This window comes from Streptomyces sp. NPDC018031 (genome assembly GCF_044327625.1).
Taxonomy (GTDB): domain Bacteria; phylum Actinomycetota; class Actinomycetes; order Streptomycetales; family Streptomycetaceae; genus Streptomyces.
Map to the genome: position 1 here is coordinate 604,514 of NZ_JBIRFT010000001.1, position 19,718 is coordinate 624,231.

The 19,718-nt window shown below is 74.6% G+C and carries 19 protein-coding genes and 1 pseudogene; 8 read left to right on the forward strand and 12 right to left on the reverse strand.

Annotated features, from left to right (window positions below; genetic code table 11):
• Positions 1–382: pseudogene (locus tag ACH4B3_RS02555) on the forward strand (DEAD/DEAH box helicase); the annotation flags it as partial.
• 264 nt (positions 383–646) lie between these two features.
• Complete coding sequence (locus ACH4B3_RS02560; RefSeq protein ID WP_398460863.1) at positions 647–1,543, forward strand: alpha/beta fold hydrolase; 897 nt, start codon at positions 647–649, stop codon at positions 1,541–1,543.
• Between the two features lie 39 nt (positions 1,544–1,582).
• On the opposite strand, the gene ACH4B3_RS02565 is transcribed toward ACH4B3_RS02560, so the two are convergent.
• Positions 1,583–2,512, reverse strand: coding sequence for an NYN domain-containing protein (locus ACH4B3_RS02565; protein ID WP_398460864.1), 930 nt, complete (start codon positions 2,510–2,512; stop codon positions 1,583–1,585).
• Positions 2,513–2,766: 254 nt separating this feature from the next.
• On the opposite strand from ACH4B3_RS02565, the gene ACH4B3_RS02570 reads away from it, so the two are divergent.
• Complete coding sequence (locus tag ACH4B3_RS02570) at positions 2,767–2,919, forward strand: hypothetical protein (RefSeq protein ID WP_398460865.1); 153 nt, start codon at positions 2,767–2,769, stop codon at positions 2,917–2,919.
• A 110-nt stretch (positions 2,920–3,029) separates the two neighbouring features.
• On the opposite strand, the gene ACH4B3_RS02575 is transcribed toward ACH4B3_RS02570, so the two are convergent.
• The 4 genes from ACH4B3_RS02575 to ACH4B3_RS02590 all read right to left on the reverse strand — a co-directional run bounded on the left by ACH4B3_RS02575 (position 3,030) and on the right by ACH4B3_RS02590 (position 6,460).
• The gene (locus ACH4B3_RS02575) at positions 3,030–3,635 is read right to left on the reverse strand and encodes a MarC family protein (RefSeq protein WP_398460866.1); all 606 of its coding nucleotides are present in this window, start codon (positions 3,633–3,635) and stop codon (positions 3,030–3,032) included.
• Between the two features lie 110 nt (positions 3,636–3,745).
• Positions 3,746–4,639: a PHP domain-containing protein gene (locus ACH4B3_RS02580; protein WP_398460867.1), complete on the reverse strand. Its 894-nt coding sequence runs from the start codon at positions 4,637–4,639 to the stop codon at positions 3,746–3,748.
• Positions 4,640–4,994: 355 nt separating this feature from the next.
• Positions 4,995–5,633, reverse strand: coding sequence for a DUF6758 family protein (locus ACH4B3_RS02585; RefSeq protein ID WP_398460868.1), 639 nt, complete (start codon positions 5,631–5,633; stop codon positions 4,995–4,997).
• Positions 5,634–5,866: 233 nt separating this feature from the next.
• Positions 5,867–6,460, reverse strand: a complete 594-nt coding sequence (locus tag ACH4B3_RS02590; protein ID WP_398460869.1) for a suppressor of fused domain protein — start codon at positions 6,458–6,460, stop codon at positions 5,867–5,869.
• Positions 6,461–7,006: 546 nt separating this feature from the next.
• On the opposite strand from ACH4B3_RS02590, the gene ACH4B3_RS02595 reads away from it, so the two are divergent.
• On the forward strand, positions 7,007–8,134 hold the full coding sequence (locus tag ACH4B3_RS02595; protein WP_398460870.1) for a magnesium and cobalt transport protein CorA: 1,128 nt from the start codon (positions 7,007–7,009) through the stop codon (positions 8,132–8,134).
• A 134-nt stretch (positions 8,135–8,268) separates the two neighbouring features.
• On the opposite strand, the gene ACH4B3_RS02600 is transcribed toward ACH4B3_RS02595, so the two are convergent.
• On the reverse strand, positions 8,269–8,790 hold the full coding sequence (locus ACH4B3_RS02600) for a hypothetical protein (protein WP_398460871.1): 522 nt from the start codon (positions 8,788–8,790) through the stop codon (positions 8,269–8,271).
• A 100-nt stretch (positions 8,791–8,890) separates the two neighbouring features.
• Between ACH4B3_RS02600 and ACH4B3_RS02605 the strand changes: the two genes are divergently transcribed.
• Positions 8,891–9,898, forward strand: coding sequence for a DMT family transporter (locus ACH4B3_RS02605; RefSeq protein WP_398460872.1), 1,008 nt, complete (start codon positions 8,891–8,893; stop codon positions 9,896–9,898).
• A 213-nt stretch (positions 9,899–10,111) separates the two neighbouring features.
• On the opposite strand, the gene ACH4B3_RS02610 is transcribed toward ACH4B3_RS02605, so the two are convergent.
• Positions 10,112–10,879, reverse strand: coding sequence for a hypothetical protein (locus ACH4B3_RS02610; RefSeq protein WP_398461559.1), 768 nt, complete (start codon positions 10,877–10,879; stop codon positions 10,112–10,114).
• A gap of 218 nt (positions 10,880–11,097) precedes the next feature.
• Here ACH4B3_RS02610 and ACH4B3_RS02615 point away from each other — a divergent pair, with 218 nt between their 5' ends.
• The 3 genes from ACH4B3_RS02615 (at position 11,098) to ACH4B3_RS02625 (ending at position 14,134) form a co-directional block, all read left to right on the forward strand.
• Positions 11,098–12,435 (forward strand): magnesium transporter MgtE N-terminal domain-containing protein, encoded by a 1,338-nt coding sequence (locus ACH4B3_RS02615; protein WP_398460873.1) that lies wholly within the window; start codon positions 11,098–11,100, stop codon positions 12,433–12,435.
• The gene (locus tag ACH4B3_RS02620; RefSeq protein ID WP_398460874.1) at positions 12,425–12,931 is read left to right on the forward strand and encodes a DUF1003 domain-containing protein; all 507 of its coding nucleotides are present in this window, start codon (positions 12,425–12,427) and stop codon (positions 12,929–12,931) included. The genes ACH4B3_RS02615 and ACH4B3_RS02620 overlap by 11 nt, the downstream gene beginning before the upstream one ends.
• A 69-nt stretch (positions 12,932–13,000) precedes the next feature.
• Positions 13,001–14,134 (forward strand): Mrp/NBP35 family ATP-binding protein, encoded by a 1,134-nt coding sequence (locus tag ACH4B3_RS02625; protein WP_398461560.1) that lies wholly within the window; start codon positions 13,001–13,003, stop codon positions 14,132–14,134.
• A 131-nt stretch (positions 14,135–14,265) separates the two neighbouring features.
• Here ACH4B3_RS02625 and ACH4B3_RS02630 read toward each other — a convergent pair whose 3' ends face one another.
• The 5 genes from ACH4B3_RS02630 to sigE form a co-directional block, all read right to left on the reverse strand.
• Positions 14,266–15,009, reverse strand: coding sequence for a hypothetical protein (locus tag ACH4B3_RS02630; protein ID WP_398460875.1), 744 nt, complete (start codon positions 15,007–15,009; stop codon positions 14,266–14,268).
• Between the two features lie 116 nt (positions 15,010–15,125).
• A complete protein-coding gene (locus ACH4B3_RS02635; protein WP_398460876.1) occupies positions 15,126–15,587 on the reverse strand; it encodes a sec-independent translocase in 462 nt (153 codons plus the stop codon).
• Between the two features lie 173 nt (positions 15,588–15,760).
• Positions 15,761–17,773, reverse strand: coding sequence for a trypsin-like peptidase domain-containing protein (locus tag ACH4B3_RS02640; RefSeq protein WP_398460877.1), 2,013 nt, complete (start codon positions 17,771–17,773; stop codon positions 15,761–15,763).
• A 226-nt stretch (positions 17,774–17,999) separates the two neighbouring features.
• Positions 18,000–18,902, reverse strand: coding sequence for a zf-HC2 domain-containing protein (locus tag ACH4B3_RS02645; protein WP_398460878.1), 903 nt, complete (start codon positions 18,900–18,902; stop codon positions 18,000–18,002).
• Positions 18,899–19,717 carry an RNA polymerase sigma factor SigE gene (sigE, locus tag ACH4B3_RS02650; protein ID WP_398460879.1) on the reverse strand — a complete coding sequence of 273 codons (819 nt, stop codon included), beginning with the start codon at positions 19,715–19,717 and terminating at the stop codon, positions 18,899–18,901. The genes ACH4B3_RS02645 and sigE overlap by 4 nt, the downstream gene beginning before the upstream one ends.
• Between the last annotated feature and the right edge of the window lies 1 nt (position 19,718).

Below are 19,718 nucleotides of genomic sequence, written 5' to 3' on the forward strand. Positions count from 1 at the left end.
GGCCCCCGCCAAGCCGCGCCGCCGCACCCGCACCACCAAGGCCAAGGCCGAAACGGCCGACGCCACCGCGGAGACCACCACCGAGGCCGCCGAGGCCGCCGGGGTCGAGGCGCCGGCCAAGCCGCGCCGCCGGACCCGGGCCACCAAGGCCACCGAGGCCGCCGAGGCCGTGGTGGACACCGTGGCAGGCGGCACCGCCGACGCGGCCGCGGAGGCCGGCGAGGCCCCCGCCAAGCCGCGCCGCCGCACCCGCACCACCAAGGCCAAGGCCGAAACGGCCGACGCCACCGCGGAGACCACCACCGAGGCCGCCGAGGCCAAGCCGGTCCGTCGTCGCCGCACCCGCGCGGCGGCCGCCGCGGAGGCACCGGCCGAGGGCTGACCGTCCCGCACCACGGCCGAGGGGCTCCTTTCCGATGGGGAAGGGGCCCCTCGGCCGTTCGCCGTCCCGCCCCCGCCGTCCCGGTCCCGGACCGCCACCGCGTTCGTCACGGCCACGGCCCCCGCACCGCACGGCACCGCCGGCGTCACGGCCACGGCTCCCGCACCGCACGGCACCGCCGCCGCCGGGAGCGCGGCCGGGCCGCCGGGGTACGGGAGCGGCCGGGCCTCCCCGGTGCCGGGCGGGGCCGATAACCTCGGCGTCATGAGCACGCCGCCGACCCTCGCCCTCCCGTCCTGCGCCCGCGCGTACCAGCTGGAGACCGGGCGCGGGCGGTTCGCCGTCCACGACGCGCGGCCGAGCGGCCCGGTGCGCGGGACCGCGCTGCTGGTGCCGGGGTTCACCGGCAGCAAGGAGGACTTCATCGCGCTGCTCGAACCCCTGGCCCTGGCCGGGTTCCGGGTGGTGGCGGTGGACGGCCGGGGGCAGTACGAGAGCGCCGGGCCGCGCGACCCGGACGCCTACGCCCCGGAGGAGCTGGCCAGGGACGTCCTCGCGCAGACCGCCGCGGTGGCCGCGGACGCGGGCGCGGCACCGGACCGCGACGGCACCGGCGGGGTCCATGTGCTGGGGCACTCGCTGGGCGGGCTGATCGTGCGGGCCGCGGTACTGCGCGACCCCGCGCCGTTCGCCTCGCTGACGCTGATGAGTTCCGGCCCGGCCGCCATCTCCGCGCCGCAGCAGGCCCGGACCAGGATGCTGCTGGAGGCGCTGGCGGTCCTCGACATGGAGTCCGTCTGGCAGGCCATGCGGGAACTCGATCCGCCGGAGGCGCCGGAGTCCGGTGACTCGGCGGAGATCCGGGACTTCCTCCGGCGCCGCTGGCTGAGCACGGTGCCGGAGCAGCTCGGCGCCACCGGGCGGCAGCTGCTCCACGAGCCGGACCGGGTGGCCGAGCTGGCCGCGGTGGCGCCGCCCACGCATGTGCTCTCCGGGGAGGTGGACTACGCGTGGCCGGTGCCGCTGATCGACGCGATGGCGGTCCGGCTGTCGGCCCGCCGCTCCGTGATCCCGGGTGCCGGGCACTCCCCCAACGCGGAGCGGCCCGCGGCCACCGCCGGCGCGCTGGCGGAGTTCTGGCTCGGCGTCACCGGCCGGTAGTCCGGGGGCGGACGCGGCGCCGCGGGCCGGCCGTCCCGCTCAGTACTGGGCCTGCAGGTGTTCCCAGAAGCCGTCCCGGAGGGCGCGGCGCAGGTCGGCGTGGGCGCGCAGGGACAGCCGCAGCAACCCCTCGGCCTCGATGAGCAGTTCCTGGTCCACCGAGCCCGGCAGGTAGGGGCGGCCGGGCAGCAGTTCGGCGAGGGTCTCGCGGCCCCGCGCGGCGAGCCACTGGGCGGCGACCTGCGCGCCGACGAAACGCACCTCGTCCCGGCCCGGTACGGGGCTGCCGGGCACCGGCTCGCCGTAGGGCTCGTAGGTCTCCGTGCGGCGGGCGACGTACGGCTTGCAGAAGTCGAGGTCGAAGGTGCGCTGGCTGTCCACTTCCCACAGCAGCGGCTCGGCCTGGTTGCGGCCCTCCGCCGCCTCGATGCCCCACAGGTGGACGCGGGCGCCGTAGCCCTGGGCCGCTTCGACAGCGGAGACCAGGTCCTCGTCCCCGCCGACGAGGACGGCGTCGCCGATGGCGCGGTGCCGGGCGAGGGACTCCAGGTCGCTGCGGATCAGCGAGTCGACGCCCTTCTGCTGGTTGTTGGCGTTGAGGTTGCCGAGCCGCACCTTCACGTCCGGAAGTTCGGCGATGCGCTGCTGTTCCGCGGTGTGGATGCGGCGCCGGGCGCCGTCGTACCAGTAGACGCGGAGCAGTCGGCTGTCAGGGAAGATCGTCCGGGCCCTGTCGATGAACGCCTCGATGAGCCCCTCGGCGTCGAGCGCGAAGGCCCTGCGGTCCTCGGTGCCGGCCACCAGCCGGCCGGCGGCGGCGTAGACGTAGCCGGCGTCGGCGAATATCGCGTGGGTGGACGGGGTGGTGGCGACCTCGGCGAGGACGCGCTGCAGCAGCTCGTTGGTGCGCTCGATGGCGGCGGCGATCGAGCTGAGGTCCGGGGACTGCGCGGGGCTGGCGTCGTTCATACGCCGTTCATTGTCCGGGGCGCGGTGCGCGGGACACAAACCGGCTGCCGTCGGACAAGGCGGTCCCGGGCCGCTGCGCAAGGGGCGCCGACCGGCCGATCACCGAACATATTTAGCCTCGCGAAAATTTTCCTTAGCGTAGGGAATGTTTGCATCATGCATCCCGTTGTACACCTGTGGAGCACGCGGCACCGTAGCCGTACGCCACCACTCCATCAGTTCTCCTCAGGAGGATCAGACGAAGGGAGAAGCCCGTGCGCTTCGAGATCATGCGCCTTGACGACATCGACGGCACCGCCGTGGACAGCACCGTCGTGGACGCCGCCTCCGTCAACCGGATCGTGCAGCAGGCCGCGGCACTGGGCCAGCGCATCTACATCCGCCCGGCCGATTCCCCGGCCTCGTAACCCGCTCGTCGCACGGGTGCGCGCCCCTCGGCGCCCGCCCGGCACCCCCGCAGCACAGCGCCCCCGCGCGGAACCGTCCGCACGGGGGCGCTGTGCCGTCGGGCGCCGGGTCAGGCGCCCTGGATGACCTGGGTGACGCCGTTGATGATCTGCTGCACGGCGATCGCGGAGAGCATCATCCCGGCGAGCCGGGTCACCAGGACCACCCCGCCGTCCTTGATCACCCGGATGATCAGCAGCGAGTAGCGCATGGTCAGCAGCAGCACCACGTGCATGGCGACGATGGCGGCCCAGACCGAGACCTGACCGCCGACGCCGTCCGCGTGCTGCACCGCGAGGATGACCGAGACGATGGCACCCGGACCGGCCAGCAGCGGCATGCCCAGCGGCACCAGGGCCACGTTCACGTCCTTGGTCTGCTTGGGCTCGTCCGTCTTGCCGGTCAGCAGGTCGAGCGCGATCAGCAACAGCAGCAGCCCGCCCGCGATCATCAGCGCGGGCACCGAGACATGCAGGTAGTCCAGGATCTGCTGACCCAGGATGCCGAAGACGGTGATGACCCCGAACGCCACGGCGACCGCCTGCCACGCCATCCGGCGCTGCACCTTCAGCGGCCGGCCCGCGGTGAGCCCCAGGAAGATCGGCGTGATGCCCGGCGGGTCCATGATGACGAAAAGGGTGAGGAAGAGGGATCCGAAGACGGCGACGTCGAACACAGTGATGCCTTGCGAGGAGAGTGGAGCGGAGACACGGGGGTGGGAAAGAGGAGACGCCGGACGCGCGAGGCGTGCGGCGGCCGCCGGCGCACGGCCGGCCGCACGGAGGACTACCGGAGGGCGCTTCCGCCCGTGCCCGGCACCGGGAACGCGCCGGTGGCCCGGCGCACGATCTCGCCGTAGACCTCCGGGTCGGTGGTGTACTCGCCGAGCCGGCAGGTCTTCCGGCTGCCGTGGTAGTCGCTGGAACCCGTGGTGAGCAGCCCGAGGTCGGCGGCGAGGCCGCGCAGCCGGGCGCGGGTGGGCGCGTCGTGGTCCATGTGGTCCACCTCGACGCCGTCCAGACCGGCCGCGGCCAGCTCCGCGATCACGCTCTCCGGGACGCACCGGCCCCGCTTGACGGCCAGCGGGTGGGCGAAGACCGCGACCCCGCCGGCCCCCTTGACCAGGCGGATCGCCTCGAACGGGTCGAGTTCGTGCTTGCGGACGTCGGCGCGCCCGCCGGTGCCGATCCAGTCGGCGGTGAAGGCGTCCGAGACGGTCGGCACCACGCCCAGTTCGACCAGCGCGGAGGCGACGTGCGGCCGCCCCACGGCACCGTCGGCGGCGATCCGCGCGACCTGCTCCCAGGTGATGGGCACTCCCAGCTCCTGGAGCCGGGCCACCATCTTCCGCGCCCGCGGTTCCCGGTCGTCGCGCACCAGCTCGCGCTCCCGGGCCAGCTCGGGCTCCTCGGGGTCGAACAGGTACGCCAGCATGTGCAGGCTCACCCCGTCGTCGGCGCCGGCCGTCCCGGTCGGGGCCAGCCGGCAGGACAGCTCCGCCCCGGTGACCAGGGTGAGCCCGGGCGGCAGCGCGGCGAGGGCGGCCCGGTGCCCCCCGACGGTGTCGTGATCGGTCAGCGCGACGACGTCCAGACCGGCCGCGGCGGCGTTCCGCACCAGCTCCGCGGGGGTGTCGGTGCCGTCGGAAGCAGTGGAGTGGGTGTGCAGGTCGATACGCACGACGTACTCCAAGCTGCGACCGGGGACAGAGGGGACCGCACCACTGTACCGGGCGCACGAACCTCACCCGAACGGCCCAATCGGGGCGAACGGGTTCGTCCGGTTCCGGTGATCCCGTCCGGCGGAACCCCGCGTCCGGTGCGCCGAGGCCGGGAAGCGAGCAGGTCGGGAGAGCGGGCGGGGCCGGGAGCCCACCGGCCGGGGCCGGCCCGGGAGCCAGGAGACCGGGCGGGCGGGGGCCACCAGACAGGGCAAGGCCCGAGGCCAGGAGACCGGCCGGGGCGAGGCCGGGGGCCGGGAGGCCGGGCGGGCCGGGCCAGCCGCGCGGGCCGGGCCAGGAGATCAGGCGGGGCGGTCAGGAGATCAGGCGGGGCGAGAGCGCTCCGCACGGCAGCAGATCGAGTTCCGCCCCGGCGTCCCGAAGGTCACCGAGCACCAGCTCGTCGTACATCAGCAGCCCGGTCTGCTCCGGCCAGACGATCGCCCACAGCCACAGGCCGCGGGCCTCGCCCGCGAAGACCGCCCGGTCGTCGGGCGTCCCCTCGACGTGCCAGAGCGGGGTGGGGCGCCCGGCGGCGAGCACCTTCACCGGCGGCGGCTTGTCCACGCTCATCCGGGCGCCGGGGTCCGGCCCCGGGATGCCCGCGAAGCGGGCGCCGAGCCCGATGCCCAGCTCCTCCGCGACGAGCAGCAGCTCACCGGCGCCGCCCAGCGGGCCGGGTCCGGAGCAGGCGACCACGGTGGCCCGGCCGCCACTGCGGTCGTCCCCGGCGGAGGCCACTCCGGTGAACAGCCAGCCGACCGGCAGCGGCCACGGCATCCAGACCGGTACCTGGGCGCGGCTCACCACGACCGCGAGCGCCTCGACGCTCGGCGGGACGACCGGCTGCAGCGGGTACACCGTGCCGTGCACCTCGCACTGCCAGGAGTCGGCAAAGAGACCGGGCGCCCGCACCCGGCCACCGCACTTCGGGCAACTGGGTTCGCCCCTCATAAGGCCCAACGGTCCTCCCCGGCAGTCGCCGCGTCAAGGACGATCACCCGTCCGGAGGTGGTATGCCGCAGGAAATTTCCACTGCGCGCTGCACCCGTTAGCCGGCCTAACGGGCCGGGCGGCGGCGGAGAGGCCGGCCCGGCGGCCCGGCGGCCCCGCGGCCCGCACCCGAACGCTGAGCACCCGTCAGCGGCTCCGCCGGGCCGCCCGGGACCGCCCCGGGCCCGGCCGGGTCAGTCGAGCGGCACTCCGGAGCGGAGCGGATCGCGCAGGTCCGTGCCGTTCCGCAGCCACCGGTCCTGGAGCTCCGCCGCCCCGTGCACCCGCTTCCACGCCGCCTCGTTCGGGGTCATGGGCAGCAGCGGCAGGAAGCGGACCGGGTCCATCGGCCCATCGAGCGTCAGGTCCTCGACCAGCCCGCCCGGTTCGGCGACCAGCACCGAGGTGAACGGCGCCCCGGGCCACAGCGGCCCACCGACGTCGAGCGACGCCCCGGGCGCCACGATCACCCCTTCCACCTGCGGGGAAGCGGCGAGCACGGCGAGCGGGCGGAGCACCTTGTCCAGGTCCTGGCCGGGCACCCGGCCCAGCCGTACCGAGAGCAGCAGTTCCGCGCGGGGGCCGCGCACCGGGTCGGCGACCGCGGCGGTGGGGTCGCTCATCGGCTGGGCCGACATCCCGAGCGTGGCGTAGCGCACGATGTCGCCGTCGGTGAACCGGAGCACTTCGATGCGGTCCGTGCCGAGAAAGGTCACGGCGGCGCGCGCGTCCGGTTCACCCAGCGCGGTGCCCAGCCGGGCCTCGACCAGCTCAAGAACGTCTGACATGCAGGCGACCCTACTGTGCGCCGGTGACGGACCGTCCGGCCGCGCCCGGCCGGAAGGACACCGCCCGGAGAGACATCTGGGCCGCGAGGGAACCGGAACGGGTGAACCCGGTGCGTATGGAACAGGCAAAGACGCACCGGAGGAGTTCTGGTGGCTGATAGCCTTGACGTCTGCCCAGGGAGTTACGTCGTCCCCCAGCGGGGACCGGCCGGAGGAGGTGGGGCTGCGGTGGATCCTAGTCGACCGTGCAGTACCGGCAGCTCTCCCGTTTTCCCGCTCGGATGCCCTCCCCGGTGATCTGAAACCTTCCGTACCCCACTGTTTGGCAGTGGAAACACGTGAAGTGTGGCGGCCTCCACAGCACAGACGGTTGAGCGTCCTCGTCTCGCTTTGATCTCCGTTTTCTGCGTTTCCCCGCCAGCCACGCGGAGGAGTGCCGCCCGCTTTGCGGATGTACGGCTCGCCGGAGCACCGTACGTCCACCTTCCGGGCCGTGCTGCGTCCCGCGTACCGTCCGCTGGCGGCCGGCCCGTGAAGGAGCCCGCCATGTCGATGATCCGCGACCTGCGCGCAGCCGTCCGTCCCGCCCTGCGCCGTGGCCACACCGCGCAGTCCTACGACGCCACCCGCGACCCGTCCGCGTCCAGCGCCATCGTGGACTGCGCCGTGTACCGGGACGGCAAGCGGGTCAGCGACCATGTCGGCCCGTCGGAGGCGATGGCCCGGGTACGGGCCGAGGGCGGGTTCGCCTGGATCGGGCTGCACGAGCCGACGGAGCGTGAGTTCTCCGGCATCGCGCAGGAGTTCGGGCTGCACCCGCTGGCGGTGGAGGACGCGGTCCACGCCCATCAGCGGCCGAAGCTGGAGCGGTACGACGACACCCTCTTCACGGTCTTCAAGACCATCCACTACGTCGAGCACACCGAGCTGACCGCCACCAGTGAGGTGGTGGAGACCGGTGAGGTGATGTGCTTCACCGGTCGGAACTTCATCGTGACGGTGCGGCACGGCGGGCAGGGTTCGCTGCGGGCGCTGCGGCACCGCCTCCAGGACGACCCGGAACTGCTGGCCAAGGGCCCGTCGGCCGTGCTGCACGCCATCGCGGACCAGGTCGTCGACGGCTACATCGCGGTCGCGGACGCGGTCCAGGACGACATCGACGAGGTGGAGATCGACGTCTTCTCGGCGAGCGGCGGCGCCGGGGCGGGCGGCAGCCGGGGCGCCCGGCGCGGGGGCGACGCCGGCCGGATCTACCAGCTCAAGCGCGAGGTGCTGGAGTTCAAGCGGGCGGTGTCACCGCTGCTGCGCCCGATGCAGCTGCTCAGCGAGCGGCCGATGCGGCTGGTCGACCCGGACATCCAGAAGTACTTCCGGGACGTCGCCGACCACCTGGCCCGGGTCAACGAGCAGGTGCTCTCCTTCGACGACCTGCTCAACTCCATCCTGCAGGCCAATCTGGCGCAGGCCACCGTCGCGCAGAACGAGGACATGCGGAAGATCACGGCCTGGGCGGCGATCGTCGCCGTGCCGACCATGATCTGCGGGGTCTACGGCATGAACTTCGACCACATGCCGGAGCTGCACTGGCGGTACGGCTACCCGACGGTGATGGGCGTCATCGTCGGCATCTGCTTCACCATCCACCGCAGCTTCAAGCGGAACGGCTGGCTCTAACCGGGCCCCCGGCCGGCTGCCCGGGGCGGTCCCGGCACGGCAGGCCGACCGGTCCGACCGGTCCACCCTGCCGTGCCGGGGCGCGTAGGAGGGAGCCGACCGGGCCGGGCCGCCCCCGATCCACGGCCGGCGGCTCAGCCCCGGTCGCGGCGGCGGCGCCCCAGCAGCCTCGGCAGCGCCGCGGGCATCGGGCGCCGGGTGACCGCGGGGCTCGGCAGCGGCCGGGCGGCGAGCGACCCGTCCGGCAGCGCGCACGCCGCGTCCGGCAGCGGCTCCAGTCGCAGCACCCGGCACTCGGCCGCCCACCGCCCGGCGATCCGCTCGGCGTCCGGTGCGTTCAGCCGCTTGCCCTTCAGCTCGTCCACCGCCGCGGTCCACTCCTCGCCGCCCGCGGCCGGTTCCGCCACTCGGGCCCGCCAGGCCACCAGCCGGCCGCCCTTGTCCTTGCTGCGCACCGTCACGGTGGCCGTCCCGCCGTCGGTCAGGCCGAGCCCGTCGAGCGGCTGCTCGCCGGGGCCGCCGACCACCCAGGCGGCGCCGTCGTGCCACACGTGCCACAGCGACCGCGGCGCGCCGTCCGGGCCCTGGACCCAGATGAGGCCGGACTTCTTGGTGGCCTCCTCGATGAGGGCGCGGTCCATCAGCGTCTGCGTCATGACGTTCACTGTATGACCCGCCGGCCGGTGCCCGCCCGGGCCCGTCCCGCAGAGCGGGACGACAGTTACATGGCACTGCCATGCGCCTTACTCTTGCGCTGTGACTGCCGCCCGTCCCAGCAACCGGACCACCACCGCCCCGGTCGCCCCGCCGGCAACCGGCGCGCGCGACGCCGCCCCGCCCGGGCCGCCGGCGTCCGCCGCGGTGCCCCTGGACGTGATGCTGCTCGCGGTCGCGATCGCCGGCGTCTCGCTGTCCGCCCCGCTGATCGCCGCCACCGCCGCCCCGGCCCTCGCCATCGCCTTCTGGCGCAACGCCATGGCCGTCGCCGCGCTCACCCCGTTCGTGCTGCTGCGCCGCTCGCTCCGCGCCGAGCTGCTCGGCATGGACCGCCGGACGGTGCTGCTCTCCGCCGCGGCGGGCGGGCTGCTCGCCCTCCACTTCGGGGTGTGGCTGCCCAGCCTCCACATGACCTCGGTCGCCTCCTCGACCGCGCTGGTGACCACCACGCCCATCTGGGCGGCCCTGCTGCTGCGGCTGCGCGGTCACCGCCCGTCCGCGCTGACCTGGGCCGGTATGGGGGTGGCCTTCCTCGGGGTGCTGCTGCTGACCGGTGTCGACCTGTCGGTGTCCCCGCGGGCGCTGGCCGGTGACGCCCTGGCCCTGGCCGGCGGTATGGCGGGCGCCGGGTACGTGGTGCTCGGCGCCGAGGTGCGGCGCACCGTGAGCACCACCGCGTACAGCTACGTCTGCTACGGCGTGACGGCCGTGCTGCTGCTGGCCACCGCCCTGCTCTCCGGCGCCGCGCTGGGCGGCTACAGCGGGGAGACCTGGCTGAAGCTGGCGGTGCTCACCGTCACCGCCCAGCTGCTCGGGCACACCCTGATCAACCGGGTGGTCAAGGGGCTCGGCCCGTCGGTCACCTCCACCGCGATCCTGCTGGAGACGCCGGGCGCCGCCCTGATCGCGGCGCTGTGGCTGGACCAGACGCCGCCGGTGATCGCCTACCCGGCGCTCGCGGTGATCCTCGCCGGCCTCGCCCTGGTGATCCTCGCGGACCGCCGCACCGGCCGCCCCGCGGCCCCGCCTCCGGAGCCCGCGGCCTGACCGCCCCCCGGAGCCCGCGGCCTGACCGGCCCGGAGCTCCGGCCGACCGTCTCCGGCCCGTGGCCGGCCCGTCTCCGGGGCCCGCGGCCCGGCCCGGTCGGCTCCGTCCCCCGCGCCCCGGCCCGGCAGGGTGGACCGATCCGCCCGGTCTGCCCGGTCCACCCGCGGCGCCGGGGCCGGTGACGGCATCCGGGGCCCGGGCGGCGGCGGCCGCTAGTCGTGGGACGGGAGCTGCTGCCCGTAGTCCACCACGTCCGTCTCGTCCGGCGCGGTGAGGGTGAAGTCCCGGTTCCAGTCGGCGAGCCGGATCACCCCGGCGTCGCCCGCGCGCTGGAGCCGCAGCGGGTACGGCGCCCCCTCCAGCGAGACGTCGACCGAACCACCGCTGCCCTCGCCGGCCAGCACCCGGATGGTGCGGACCCCGGCCACCTCGGCCCGGTCGCCGGTGGAGAGCGTGCCGTGCAGCCCGAGGAGCCCGTCCAGCAGGACCTTCTTGTCGGTGAAGCCGCCGAGCTGCTGGTACGAGGGGTCGCCGACCGGCACCTTCACGTACTTGTCCTCCAGCTTCTCGGCCGCGGCCCGGTCCGCCTTGGAGGCCCCGCCGGTCCCGCCCTCGGCACCGTTCCCGGAGCCGCCGGCGGTGTCGTCCTCGTGGATCCAGAAGTCCGCGTCGGCCTTGAGGTACAGCTCCTTGCCGACCCGCAGCAGCTCGAACGTTGCGTCCTTGGTGGAGACCTGCCCGGAGCCGCCGTCCTCCTTCAGCCGCATGTCGAGCTTGTAGGAGCGGCCCTTGCTCACCAGGGTCCCGGACAGGTGCACCGCCCGCGCGCCCTCGGCCGCCTTCCGCGCCTTGTCCTCGATCTTCGCGGCGGAGAGTTTGCCGACGCCGTTGGTATCCGCGTCGGGATCCTTCTCGCCACCGCCGCCGCAGCCCGCGAGCGTCGCGGCCAGTCCCACGCACATCGCTCCGGTGAGAGCCATGTTCCCGATGCGCACGTCTGCTCTGCCTCCTGATGCCGGTGCAGTACGGCAGCGTACCCGTGCGCTGCGGGGCCGCCCGCAGGGTGCCGTACCGACGGCGGCCCAGGACGGGGCGCGTTAGCCTGAATCCGCATTGTGGGGATATGTGGGACTACGGGTGCTGAGATCACGGTCACGGGTCACACGTCACGGGACCACGGGCTGCGGGAGGTGCGGGCATGGGAGCGGGCGGATCCAGGGTCTTCGTGTCGCACCTCGCGGGCATCGCGGTCTTCGACCCCAACGGCGACCAGGTCGGACGGGTCCGCGACGTGGTCGCGATGCTGCGCATCGGCGCCCGCCCGCCGCGCGTCCTCGGCCTGGTCGTCGAGGTGGCCAGCCGCCGCCAGATCTTCCTGCCGATGACCCGGGTCACCGGGGTCGAGTCCGGCCAGGTCATCACCACCGGCGTGATCAACATGCGCCGTTTCGAGCAGCGGGGCAGCGAGACGCTGGTGCTCGGCGAGCTGCTCGACCGGCGGGTGCACCTGCTGGAGACCGACGAGGAGGTCACGGTGCTGGACGTCGCCATGGTGCAGTTGCCGGCCCGCCGCGACTGGGAGATCGACAAGGTCTTCGTCCGCAAGGAGGCCGGGGGGCGGCGAACCGCCGGGCTGCCCTGGAAGGGGGGCCGCCGGCGGGCCGGGGAGACGCTCACCGTGGAGTGGTCGGCGGTCACCGGGTTCAGCGTGCCCGAGCACGGGCAGGGCGCGGAGAACCTGCTGGCCACCTTCGAGCAGCTGCGCGCCGCCGACCTCGCCAACGTGCTGCACCACCTGTCCGCCAAGCGGCGCTCGGAGGTCGCGGCGGCGCTCGACGACGACCGGCTGGCCGATGTCCTGGAGGAGCTGCCGGACGACGACCAGGTGGAGATCCTCGGCAAGCTCCAGGAGGAGCGGGCCGCCGACGTGCTGGAGGCGATGGACCCCGACGACGCGGCCGACCTCCTCTCCGAGCTGCCGGAGGACGACCAGGAGCGGCTGCTGGGCCTGATGCGGCCCCGGGACGCGGCGGACATGCGGCGGCTGATGTCGTACGAGGAGCGCACGGCCGGCGGCATGATGACCACCGAGCCGGTGGTGCTGCTGCCGGACGCCACGGTGGCCGACGCCCTCGCGCGGGTGCGCAACCCCGACCTGTCCCCGGCGCTCGCCGCCCAGGTGTACGTGTGCCGGGCGCCCGACGAGACCCCCACCGGGAAGTACCTGGGCACCGTGCACTTCCAGCGGCTGCTCCGCGACCCCCCGTTCACACTGGTCAGCGCCTTGTGCGACACCGATCTGCGGCCGCTGCCGCCGAACACGCCGCTGCCCGCGGTGACCGGCTACCTCGCCACGTACAACATGGTCGCGGCGCCGGTGGTCGACGAGAGCGGGTCCCTGCTCGGCGCGGTGACCGTGGACGACGTGCTGGACCACCTGCTGCCGGAGGACTGGCGGGAGCGCGAGCTGTACGGCGCGGACGTACCGGACGTGCGGACCGTGCCCCGGCGATCGGGGGTGACCGGTGGCCGGTGACCGGGTGCGGCTGGACCAGCCCAAGAGCCGGCGGCGCAGCTGGCTGCCGACCTGGGACCCGGAGGAGTTCGGCCACGCCTCCGAGCGCATCGCGCGCTTCCTGGGCACCGGGCGGTTCCTGGTCTGGATGACCGGGTTCATCACGCTGTGGGTGCTGTGGAACACCGCCGCCCCGGACGGGCTGCGGTTCGACGAGTTCCCGTTCATCTTCCTGACCCTGATGCTCTCGCTCCAGGCGTCGTACGCGGCCCCGCTGATCCTGCTGGCGCAGAACCGGCAGGACGACCGGGACCGGGTCAACCTGGAGCAGGACCGCAAGCAGAACGAGCGCAGCATCGCCGACACCGAGTACCTGACCCGGGAGGTGGCCGCGTTGCGGATGGGGCTGGGCGAGGTGGCGACCCGGGACTGGATCCGCTCCGAGTTCGAGGAGCTGATCAAGGAACTGGAGCAGCGCCGGGTATTCCCGGAAGAGAGTGAGGAACGCGACCGCTGAGGGACTTACCGGCGGGTCGCGGGCGCGCCGTACCATCGGTTCATGGCTACCGACACTCCCCCGGGCCCCGTGCCGACCGAAGAAGCGGTGCGCGCCGCGCTCGCCACGGTGAATGACCCGGAGATCCACAAGCCGATCACCGATCTCGGCATGGTCAAATCGGTCGGGATCGAGGCTGACGGCTCGGTCGCGGTGGTCGTCTACCTGACCGTGTCCGGCTGCCCGATGCGGGAGACGATCACCAGGAACGTCTCCGACGCGGTGGCCGGGGTGCCCGGTGTCACCCGCGTCTCGGTCGACCTGGACGTGATGAGTGACGAGCAGCGCCGGGAGCTGGCGGCGTCGCTGCGCGGCGGCCAGACCGAGCGCGAGGTGCCGTTCGCCAAGCCCGGCTCGCTGACCCGGGTGTACGCGGTCGCGTCCGGCAAGGGCGGTGTCGGCAAGTCCTCGGTGACGGTGAACCTGGCGGCCGCCATGGCCGCCGACGGGCTGAAGGTCGGCGTCGTGGACGCGGACATCTACGGTCACTCGGTGCCCCGCATGCTGGGTGCGGACGGCCGCCCGACCCAGGTCGAGAACATGATCATGCCGCCGTCGGCGAACGGCGTGAAGGTCATCTCGATCGGCATGTTCACCCCCGGCAACGCCCCGGTCGTGTGGCGCGGGCCGATGCTCCACCGGGCGCTGCAGCAGTTCCTGGCGGACGTGTACTGGGGCGACCTGGACGTGCTGCTGCTGGACCTGCCGCCGGGCACCGGCGACATCGCGATCTCGGTGGCCCAGCTGGTGCCCAACGCCGAGATCCTGGTGGTCACCACGCCGCAGCAGGCCGCCGCCGAGGTGGCCGAGCGGGCCGGCTCCATCGCCGTGCAGACCCACCAGAAGATCGTCGGCGTGGTGGAGAACATGTCCGGGCTGCCGTGCCCGCACTGCGACGAGATGGTCGACGTGTTCGGCACCGGCGGCGGCCAGCTGGTCGCCGACGGGCTCTCCCGCACCACCGGCACCACGGTGCCGGTGCTCGGCAGCATCCCGATCGACGTGCGGCTGCGCGAGGGCGGCGACGAGGGCAAGCCGGTCGTGCTGTCCGACCCCGAGTCCCCGGCGGGCAGCGCGCTGCGCTCCATCGCGGGGAAGCTCGGCGGGCGGCAGCGCGGACTCTCCGGGATGTCGCTGGGGATCACCCCGCGCAACAAGTTCTGAGCCCGGCCCGCGCCCCGGCCGGGGCGCGGGCCCGGTGAACCGGAAGAGGTGGCCACCCGGATGCCGGGTGACCACCTCTTCCGGTTCACCGGCGGCCGCCGCGGCCCGTCCGGGCCCGGCGGCGGGGCGGCTCAGCCGTAGCCGGCGATGTCCTTGATCACCGAGAAGCCCAGGCCGTACGCGCTCATCCCCCGGCCGTAGGCGCCGATGTGCACCCCGCCGCCGGTGCCGGCCGGGCCGGAGCCGCTCGCGCAGCCCCCCTCGTCCGCCGAACCCGCCAGCACCCAGCCGTACTCCGACTCGCGGTAGTGGAAGGTCGCGGGGACCCCGTCCACCGGCAGCGACAGCTGCGACCAGCCGGGACCCTCCAGGTCGTCGGCGAGTTCCCAGGCGATGGCGGTCTGCTGGTCCAGCCAGTCCTGCCGCAGCGCCCGCTCCATCTGCGACGGCCAGGTGCACGACAACAGTCCGGAGCCGGCCAGCCAGGCCGCCGAGGAGACGGAGGTGGCCTCCAGCACCCCGGTGCCGTCCGCGCTGTCCCGCAACGGCCGGCTGGCCACCGTGACCACCACCGCGAAGCGCTGCCTGGCCCGGCCGTCGGCGTCCGCCTCGGCCCGCAGCGACGGCTCGTCACCGTGACCGGTCGAGCCGTGCTCCACGGTGCCGTCCGCGCTCGCGCCGACCTGCATCAGCCAGCGCGGGCCGGTGTACGCCTCGTCCAGGCCGTACCAGGGGAAGGCGGCCATCAGGTAGCCGTCGATCGTGCGACGGGCCTCGGGGGGCATCCCGGGCGCGGCCGACGCGACTGGAGGGGCGGGCTCATCCGGCGTGCCGGTGCCCTCCTCCTGTACCCCTGCCCGACTCGTCGTCTCCATCTGCGCGGAGCCTCCTCGTTGCCCTGCTCGTGGGCGGCCCGCCCCCCTTCAGGCGACCTCACCCCGGACAAAGGGAGGATAGCCATACGGGGCGAGCGCGCCGGGCATGCGGTGGCTCAGGTGGCGTCGGCGTCGAACGGCGGGTGGTCCTGGGCCGCCGGCGTCTCACGCTTCCGCAGCAGGTCGGAGCCGTTCGCGGCACCACCCGAGGGGCCGATCGCGGGGGCGCCGGCGCTCTTGCCCGAATCGCTCTCCCGGCTGTTCACCGCGTCGGCGACCTCGGACATCTCCTTGCGCAGGTCGAATCCGTTGCGGATCTCCTTCAGCCCCAGCTCGTCCTTGTCCAGGATGTGCTTGCGGGCGAAGTTCTTGGGGTTGAGGTCCTCGAACTCGAAGTCCTTGAACTCCGGACCCAGCTCGGTCCGGATGTCCTGCTTGGCGCTGTCGGAGAACTCCCGGATCTTGCGGATGAACCCGGCGACGTCCTGGACCACCTTGGGCAGCTTCTCCGGCCCGAACACGAGCACCGCAAGGATGATCAGCGCGATCATCTCCAGGGGTCCTATGTCGAAGAACACCTTGCAGCTCCTTGGGATGTCGGTGGCCGCGGTCCAGGCCACTGAACACGGTACCTGGCCCCGGGGGCGGCACGGGAGACGCCCGGACCAACATCGGGCATCCGGCCGGGACCGCCCGGGGCGACACGCCGCCCCGGCCGCGGAGGCGTCCGGGGCGGGTCACCGCCCGGCGGTCAGCCGCTGTCCGCCGACCCCAGGGTGAGCGTCACCTCGCGCTCCTCGCCGCCGCGCTCCACGGTCAGCCGGAGCCGGTCGCCCGGGCGGTGGCTGCGGATCTTGACGATCAGCTCCTGGCCGCTGTGCACCCGGACGCCGTCCACCTCGGTGATCACGTCGCGCGGCCGGATCCCGGCCTGGTCCCCGGGCCCGCCCGGCTTCACCGGCGGGCTGCCGTCGGAGGTCCGGGTGTGCACCCGGGCGCCGTCGCCGGTGAACGCCATGTCGAGGGTGACGCCGATCACCGGGTGGGTGGCCCGGCCGGTGTTGATCAGTTCCTCGGCGACCCGCTTGCCCTGGTTGATCGGGATGGCGAAGCCCAGGCCGATGCTGCCGCCCTGGCCGCCGCCGAGCCCGCCGCCGTCGTCCGCGGCCCGGATGGCGCTGTTGATGCCGATCACCCGGGCCCTGGAGTCCATCAGCGGGCCGCCGGAGTTGCCCGGGTTGATCGGCGCGTCGGTCTGCAGCGCGTCGACGTAGCTGACGTCGCTGCCGTCCTCCCGCTCACCGCCCGCGGTGATGGGACGCTCCTTCGCGCTGATGATGCCGGACGTCACGGTGCCGGCCAGGTCGTACGGGGCGCCGATGGCCACCACCGGGTCGCCGACCCGGACCGAGTCGGAGTTGCCCAGCGGCAGCGGCCTGAGCCCGGACACCCGGTCGACCTTGACGACCGCCAGGTCGTACCCGCTGTCCCGACCGATGATCTTCGCGGCGGCCACCTCGCCGCCGTTGAAGGTGACCGATATGTCGCCGCCCGAGCCCGCCGGCTCCACCACGTGGTTGTTGGTGAGGATGTGGCCCCGGTCGTCGAGGACGAACCCGGTGCCGGTGCCCTCCTCGGAACCGCCCCGGACATGGATGGTCACCACACCGGGCAGCGCCCGGGCGGCGATCCCCGCCACGCTGCCGCGGTCCCGGGGCTGCTCCTCGGCGGGCGGCTGCGACAGCTCGACCTCGTTCCCGCCGATACCGCCGTTGCGCTCCAGGTACGCCCCGATGCCACCGCCGAGGCCACCCGCGAGCAGGGCCACCAGCAGCGCCCCGACCAGCAGCCGGCCGCGCCGGCCGCCGCCCCGGCCGGCCGCGGGCCGGGCGGGCGGCACGCCCGGGGCCGCCCAGGGGTCGTACTGCAGCCACTGGGTGCCGGTCCGGGTGTGCGGCTGGTGCGGGGCGGGGACATGGCTCCCGGCCGGATCGGCGGCCGGCCCTCCGGCGGGCGGCAGCACGGTGCCGTGCGCCGGGGTGACCTGGGCGGGCGGCAGCACGGTGCCGTGCGCGGGGGTGACCTGGGCGGGCGGCACCTGCTGCGGGGCCGGTGCGCCGTGCCCGGGCGGTACCGCGCCGGGCGGCAGCCGCGTGCCGTGCGCCGGGGTCGGCACCGGGCGCTGCACCGGTGGGGCGGGGGCCCAGGGTCCGGGCTCCCCGTAGGGCGGCGTGCCGTACGGGTCGGGGTCGTGCAGCGGGCGCCGGGCCGGGCCGCCGGCCGGGGCCGGGTGCGCCGGGGTGGCGGACGCTCCGGCGTCCGCCGGGGCGGCGGGTGCCGCCGCCGTGGCCCCGGCGGGCGGGGCGGCCGGCGCCGGTGTGCCGTGGGCGGGGGTCGCGCCGCCGGGGGCGGGCTGTTCGACGGCGCCGGCGGGGTGCTCCGCCGCCCGCTCGGCGGCAGGAGCGGCCCCGGTGGCGGCAGCGGGCGCCGGGGCGTCCTGCGGACCGGTGTCCCGGCCGGTGTCCCGGGCCGGGTCCGGCGCGGCGGCGGTCGCGGCCGGGCGCTCGGCGTCCACGGGGTCGCCGGCGACGGCCGTGGTCCCCGGCGCGCCGGCCGGCGGTGCGCTCGTGGTCGGCTCACCGCCGGCGGGGGGCTCGGTGGTGTGGCCCGGCCCCGGCCCGTCGGTCGCCTCCTGGCAAACGGTGCGGGCAGCCGGTCGGCTCCACCACTTCGGCTTGGGCCCGGGGGCCTTCCCCTCGTCCATGATCTCCCCAGATCTCTCCGCGACCCGGCACGGTGTGCCGGGTCGCGGACCGCGCGGCTGCGGGCAGTCGTCCCGGCCTCGGGTCACGCTGCCCGCCTGATTCAACCAGGTCCGGACCGCCGCGTGCAGGTCTCCCCGCGCGAGCGGGCGGGGGCGCCCGGCGGCGCGCCGGCCCGTGCCCGGGCCGGCGAGCGGCCGGGGCACGGTGTGCCCCGTACCGGTGCCGCTAGTCGGAACCCGTGGCCGCGGCCACGAGCGAGCCGGTCTCGCCGACGGCCTGGGCGGGACTCGCGGCCGGTGCGGGCTCCGGTGCGGCGACCCCCGGCCGGAGCGCGGTGCCGACCGCCAGCGCGGGCCGCATCACCGGCGGCAGCACACTGCTCACCGGCAGGCCCGAGGCCCGGTAGGCCTGGAGCAGCGTCTGGGGGGCCACGGTGGCCGCGGGGGCCGGAGTGGTGACCGGCCCCCGGGTACCGGTCCGGCCGTCGGCGCCGCCGGTGGCCAGGCCGCTGAGGGCGAGCAGCCCCATGTCGGCGCGGTGCACCCCCGGGTGCCAGGCCGCGGCCGCGGCGTCCCGGGCCGGCGGCGGGGTGACCGCGGCACCGGCACCGCCGGCGCGGTTCCGTGACGGATCGACGGACGTGCCGAGCGGCAGCGCGCCGCTGAGCGCGAACGCCGCGAGGGACACCGCGCCCGCGGCGGCGAAGGCGAACCTGCGACCGCGCGGGGAGGGACGCGTCACCTCGTGGATCCGGAACCCCCGCTCGCGCGGGGGCGTGGGCAGGAAGGCGAAAGCTTCCTCCCGTGCGCCGAAGACGCCCGGACCGCCGAAGAGGCGGTCACCGCCGCCCGGTCGGCCGTCCCGGTCGTCGTCGTCCCCGTCCAGGGCGGCGGCCGGGAGGTTGTGCAGCCGGGCCAGCAGGCTCTCCGAAGGCGGCGGAGCGGCCGTCCGTGCGAAGAGGCTCTTCACCTGCCGCTGTGCGTCGGCTTCCGCCTTGCACCGCGGACAGGTCGCCAGATGCGCGAGCACCCGCTCGCGCGCGTCATGTCCCAGTTCGCCGTCGACCAGAGCCGCTAGGCGGTCGCCGAGGTGGTGCTCGGCGGGGGACGGACCGCCTGATCGGGTCACGCGATCCCGACCTCCCCACTGAGCCCGGGGCCGGCGACGACCCCCGGGGACACCGAGGCGGCGGCGCGCTGCTCCGCACGGGCCACGGGCGAGCGGTGCTTGAGCGCCTTGCGGAGGTGGGAGCGGCCGCGGTGGATGCGGCTGCGGACGGTGCCGAGCTTCACGCCGAGGGTGGCGGCGATCTCCTCGTACGACAGCCCCTCGATGTCGCACAGGACGACGGCCGCGCGGAACTCAGGCGCCAGGGTGTCCAGCGCCTGCTGCACATCGGCGTCGAAGTGGGTGTCGTTGAAGTGCTGCTGGGGCGAGGGCTCCCGGCTCGGGAGCCGCTCCGCGGCGTCCTCGCCGAGCGCGTCGAAGCGGATGCGCTGGCGCCGGCGGACCATGTCGAGGAACAGGTTGGTGGTGATGCGGTGCAGCCAGCCCTCGAAGGTGCCCGGGGTGTAGGTGGACAGCGAGCGGAAGACCCGGACGAAGACCTCCTGGGTGAGGTCCTCGGCGTCGTGCTGGTTGCCGGTGAGGCGGTAGGCGAGGCGGTAGACCCGTCCGCTGTGCATGCTGACGATCTCCTCCCAGGTGGGAGGGGTCCACGCCTGCGAGTCCGCGTCTGTGGAGAAGGTCGCGGTGGTAGCGGGCTCGGCGACGGAGGTGATACCCATGCCGGTGGCGCTGTTCGGGCGGGAACGGTCAGCAGTGTCGGTCACGGATTTCGGCTCGCCCGCCGACCTGCGAAAGCGCCTCAGCACTCTCCGGTCACCGGCCGCAGCCGCACCTCCCCTGTCGGCTCTGGTGGTGTCCAGTAGAGCCCCTACCATA

Bases quoted from the DNA above. Each gene is read 5' to 3' on its own strand.
- ACH4B3_RS02560 (WP_398460863.1), top strand. From the start codon at position 647: ATGAGCACGCCGCCGACCCTCGCCCTCCCGTCCTGCGCCCGCGCGTAC.
- ACH4B3_RS02565 (WP_398460864.1), bottom strand. From the start codon at position 2,512: ATGAACGACGCCAGCCCCGCGCAGTCCCCGGACCTCAGCTCGATCGCC.
- ACH4B3_RS02585 (WP_398460868.1), bottom strand. From the start codon at position 5,633: ATGAGGGGCGAACCCAGTTGCCCGAAGTGCGGTGGCCGGGTGCGGGCG.
- ACH4B3_RS02590 (WP_398460869.1), bottom strand. From the start codon at position 6,460: ATGTCAGACGTTCTTGAGCTGGTCGAGGCCCGGCTGGGCACCGCGCTG.
- ACH4B3_RS02595 (WP_398460870.1), top strand. From the start codon at position 7,007: ATGTCGATGATCCGCGACCTGCGCGCAGCCGTCCGTCCCGCCCTGCGC.
- ACH4B3_RS02600 (WP_398460871.1), bottom strand. From the start codon at position 8,790: ATGACGCAGACGCTGATGGACCGCGCCCTCATCGAGGAGGCCACCAAG.
- ACH4B3_RS02610 (WP_398461559.1), bottom strand. From the start codon at position 10,879: ATGGCTCTCACCGGAGCGATGTGCGTGGGACTGGCCGCGACGCTCGCG.
- ACH4B3_RS02615 (WP_398460873.1), top strand. From the start codon at position 11,098: ATGGGAGCGGGCGGATCCAGGGTCTTCGTGTCGCACCTCGCGGGCATC.
- ACH4B3_RS02630 (WP_398460875.1), bottom strand. From the start codon at position 15,009: ATGGAGACGACGAGTCGGGCAGGGGTACAGGAGGAGGGCACCGGCACG.
- ACH4B3_RS02640 (WP_398460877.1), bottom strand. From the start codon at position 17,773: ATGGACGAGGGGAAGGCCCCCGGGCCCAAGCCGAAGTGGTGGAGCCGA.
- sigE (WP_398460879.1), bottom strand. From the start codon at position 19,717: ATGGTAGGGGCTCTACTGGACACCACCAGAGCCGACAGGGGAGGTGCG.